Source organism: Thiomicrospira microaerophila (assembly GCF_000934765.1).
Lineage (GTDB): Bacteria > Pseudomonadota > Gammaproteobacteria > Thiomicrospirales > Thiomicrospiraceae > Thiomicrospira > Thiomicrospira microaerophila.
On sequence record NZ_JYNN01000089.1, the window covers coordinates 1 to 3225 of the forward strand.

Below are 3225 nucleotides of genomic sequence, written 5' to 3' on the forward strand. Positions count from 1 at the left end.
TGTCGTGTCCGAAGTTATTTATCAACGGCAACGAAACAAGGCCTCACGAGTTCAGAGGCGATGACATCGCTTTTTAAGGGAGAGCCACTTCCTTTTATGACGGAGGCTATCACGCCCAATCAGGATGAGTAGCTTGTATGGGGTGAATAGTTACGTTCCCTTTTTTATTATTAATAGGTTGTCATACTAATAGTTATCACCAAAACCACCAAAACCACCCGAATCAAAAGAATCATAAGAATTGTCATAATACACATCATGGCTGGTGGTTGTAAAATCATCAAACTCTGTTGCACTAGAATCAATGCCATAAGGATTGCCGGCCACATCAACCCCACCCATACCGCCTATCATTGGCAAGCCATTGGCTGGATTAATCTCGGTTGCCTCAACACTTGAAACTGTATCGTTGTTACCAAACCATCCAGCCAAACTTGAAAATAATCCCATGTTCTATCTCCTTTATCACCAATTAATAAATTTTTCACGGATTATTGTACTACCCCGTCATCATATATTAGTTTATTAAAAACTTGTGAAAAATGACGCACTACTTTTGTTTAGGAGTCGGTATAAATCGTCCAATAAATGTCAAATTCTGACAAGCTTTTGGTTTGTTAATTTTTCTCTCTTTACATCTAAACTGTGTGCTCGATTGTTAAGCAGGAGCACAACGTATGTCTCGATTTCCCGCCATCATTGCTTATGACATTGTTTGCAATAAACGTCGTCGTCAGGTGCATAAGTCGCTTATTCGCTGGCGGATTAGTAGCCAAAAATCTGTTCATGAATGTCTTTTGAATCGTCAGGAAGCACAGGCCTTGTTTATTGAGCTTGGTGAAAAGATTGACCCTGCAACTGATCGTTTATTACTTGCTTGGTTAAATAATGATCGCCACATTTACACGCAAGGCGCCCAAGGCGCACGTATTGATTTTAATCAACCTCATCATGTGCACTAAGGTGGTTTATGGCAAAAAAAGTATGGCATTTATTGTGTTATGACATAGCTAACCCCCGTCGACTGTCGCGCGTGCATCGTTTGATGAAGAAGCGCGGGTTAGTAGCGCAAAAATCGGTGTTTTTTGTGCACGCGAGCGAACAAGGCATGCAACAACTTCTTGCTGACATCAAGGGTTTAGTCAATCAAAGAGAGGATGATATTCGCTCATATCCGGTTGCACACCCATCAAAGGTTTGGATGGCTGGCCTTCAAACACAAACCCAGCTTTTGGTTGAGCCTGATAGCACTAGCGCTAACAAAAACCAAAAAGGTGATGTCAATCAGAGTCACTGGATTTATACACTTTGGCCTTTTAAATCTAAAACAGTGCGAGATCAATCATGAGCAAACTACCTTTAATTATTGACAAGCCCGATACGCAGCTTACCCAACAATCGGGTGTGTTAGAGATCAAAACGCCTCTCCATCGAGAAACTCTGCCCATCCGATTTTTGGACAGTGTTGTTATATACGGCAAACCTATGGTGAGCTGTGATGTGTGGCGTGCTTTCAGTGAACATGCTATTGCTGTTACTTTGCTGCCGAGTAGAGGCAAAGGTGAACCTGCCTGGATGGGGGGAGGGCTAGCGGTCAATACACGGTGGCGACAACAACAATATGCGGCATTTTCTTCTTCAATCACACGCTTGCAGATAGCCAAATGGGTGATTGAACAAAAATTTGCGGCACAGAATGCACATTTATTGATGCATGGTTTGGCCAAGTTAGATTCGCACACTAATAATGCTAAAGATTTAGCCCAGCTAATGGGTTATGAAGGCAGCTCAGCCAAATCCTATTTTCAAGCTTTAGGTGGTCAACTTCATTCAGGTTGGGCTTTTAATGGGCGCAATAGACAGCCCCCCAAAGACCCGGTTAATGCGCTTTTGTCTTTGAGTTACACCCTAGCGGTTTCAGAAGTAAAAATGGCGATTGAAGTGGCTGGTCTTGACCCTTGGCTTGGGTTTGTTCATCACACTTATCCTGCTAGACCTGCATTAGCGCTCGACTTACTTGAGGCTTTTCGCCCGCAAATCGATCAATGGATTTGGCAAATTATTCATGAATTTGAGCACGATGATTTTAGTGTGTCAGATGCAGAAGGATGTCGACTTGCCAAAGAAGCAAGGCGTTCTTTTTATGCTAAATGGCATCAACAGACTCAGGACTGGCTGGGCACTGAACAAACCTTGCGCCAACTTATTAAGCAGTATGTTGAAACATTCAAAAACCAATTAGCCCTTTGTTTACCGATAGACACTATGGAGGAGATGAATCATGTTTCGATCGACCCAACCATCCCTTTTTGAGCAGGCTTTTAGCCCTGAGTCGATGAACCAGGCCTGGTTGCGATTTCGTAATGAAAAAGCACATTGGCAGCCTAAAGTTGATATGGATTTGCTCAAAGCCCACTTTCCCTTACATCTTATTACTTTAATCCGGCAGGTTGAGTCGGATGCCTATAGACCCGATCGTGTAAAACAATTTAGCTTAACAAAAGGTGATGGAAGCGAACGAATCATACAAGCACAATCTGTTCGCGATAAATATGTTCAACGTTGTGTTTTAAATGCTATTGAGCCAGTGGGTGAAGCCTTGTTTTATAACGACAGTTTTGGTTACAGGCCTAATCGGGGTGTAGAAGACGCCGTCTCTCGAACGCGCGATCGATTGCGTCAAGGACTTGAATGGGTGGTTGATGCTGATATTCGGCATTTTTTTGATTCGATTGCTCATAAACCGCTGATGCAACAAGTTCGCCGTCATATCAAGGACAAAAAGATATTACGATTAATTGAGCGATGGTTGGCAGAGGGCCCTCATCATAAAAGCTTGTTCGGCAGCCGACGTGGGCTTGCGCAGGGTTCTGTGATTTCCCCTTTTTTAACTAATTTGTATTTGCACCAGCTTGATGATGCGTTGCACAAGGAGAATATTCCATTTGTCAGGTTTGCAGATGATTTTGTTTTGCTAACCCAAACAAAGGAACAGGCTCATCTGGCCAGACACTTTGTTTCTAAGACCCTTAGTAGGTTGGATTTGGCGTTGCACCCCGATAAAACCAAAATCGTACATCACCCAAATCAAGGGCTACATTTTTTGGGGCGTTATATTAAGCCTATTAAGTAGAGTCCGCTCAAAAAATCAGCGAACAAGAAACCGAACAATTCGAACTCAGCGCTAATTTGTTTTTTTTCATGCGCTAACTCTTTTTAGTGATG

Annotated in this window: 5 protein-coding genes; 4 read left to right on the forward strand and 1 reads right to left on the reverse strand. The window is 42.8% G+C overall.

What is annotated here, in order from left to right; translation table 11 throughout:
* Positions 1–186: 186 nt before the first annotated feature.
* A complete protein-coding gene (locus tag NA59_RS12535) occupies positions 187–450 on the reverse strand; it encodes a hypothetical protein (protein ID WP_044413445.1) in 264 nt (87 codons plus the stop codon).
* Between the two features lie 227 nt (positions 451–677).
* On the opposite strand from NA59_RS12535, the gene NA59_RS12540 reads away from it, so the two are divergent.
* The 4 genes from NA59_RS12540 to NA59_RS12555 are packed head-to-tail and all read left to right on the forward strand — an operon-like array spanning position 678 to position 3133.
* A complete protein-coding gene (locus tag NA59_RS12540) occupies positions 678–962 on the forward strand; it encodes a CRISPR-associated endonuclease Cas2 (protein ID WP_044413449.1) in 285 nt (94 codons plus the stop codon).
* An 8-nt stretch (positions 963–970) separates the two neighbouring features.
* The gene (cas2, locus tag NA59_RS14550) at positions 971–1348 is read left to right on the forward strand and encodes a CRISPR-associated endonuclease Cas2 (RefSeq protein WP_052501681.1); all 378 of its coding nucleotides are present in this window, start codon (positions 971–973) and stop codon (positions 1346–1348) included.
* The gene (gene cas1, locus NA59_RS14555; RefSeq protein ID WP_052501682.1) at positions 1345–2313 is read left to right on the forward strand and encodes a CRISPR-associated endonuclease Cas1; all 969 of its coding nucleotides are present in this window, start codon (positions 1345–1347) and stop codon (positions 2311–2313) included. The genes cas2 and cas1 overlap by 4 nt, the downstream gene beginning before the upstream one ends.
* Complete coding sequence (locus NA59_RS12555) at positions 2282–3133, forward strand: reverse transcriptase domain-containing protein (RefSeq protein WP_044413451.1); 852 nt, start codon at positions 2282–2284, stop codon at positions 3131–3133. Before cas1 ends, NA59_RS12555 begins: the two co-directional genes overlap by 32 nt.
* Positions 3134–3225 lie beyond the last annotated feature (92 nt).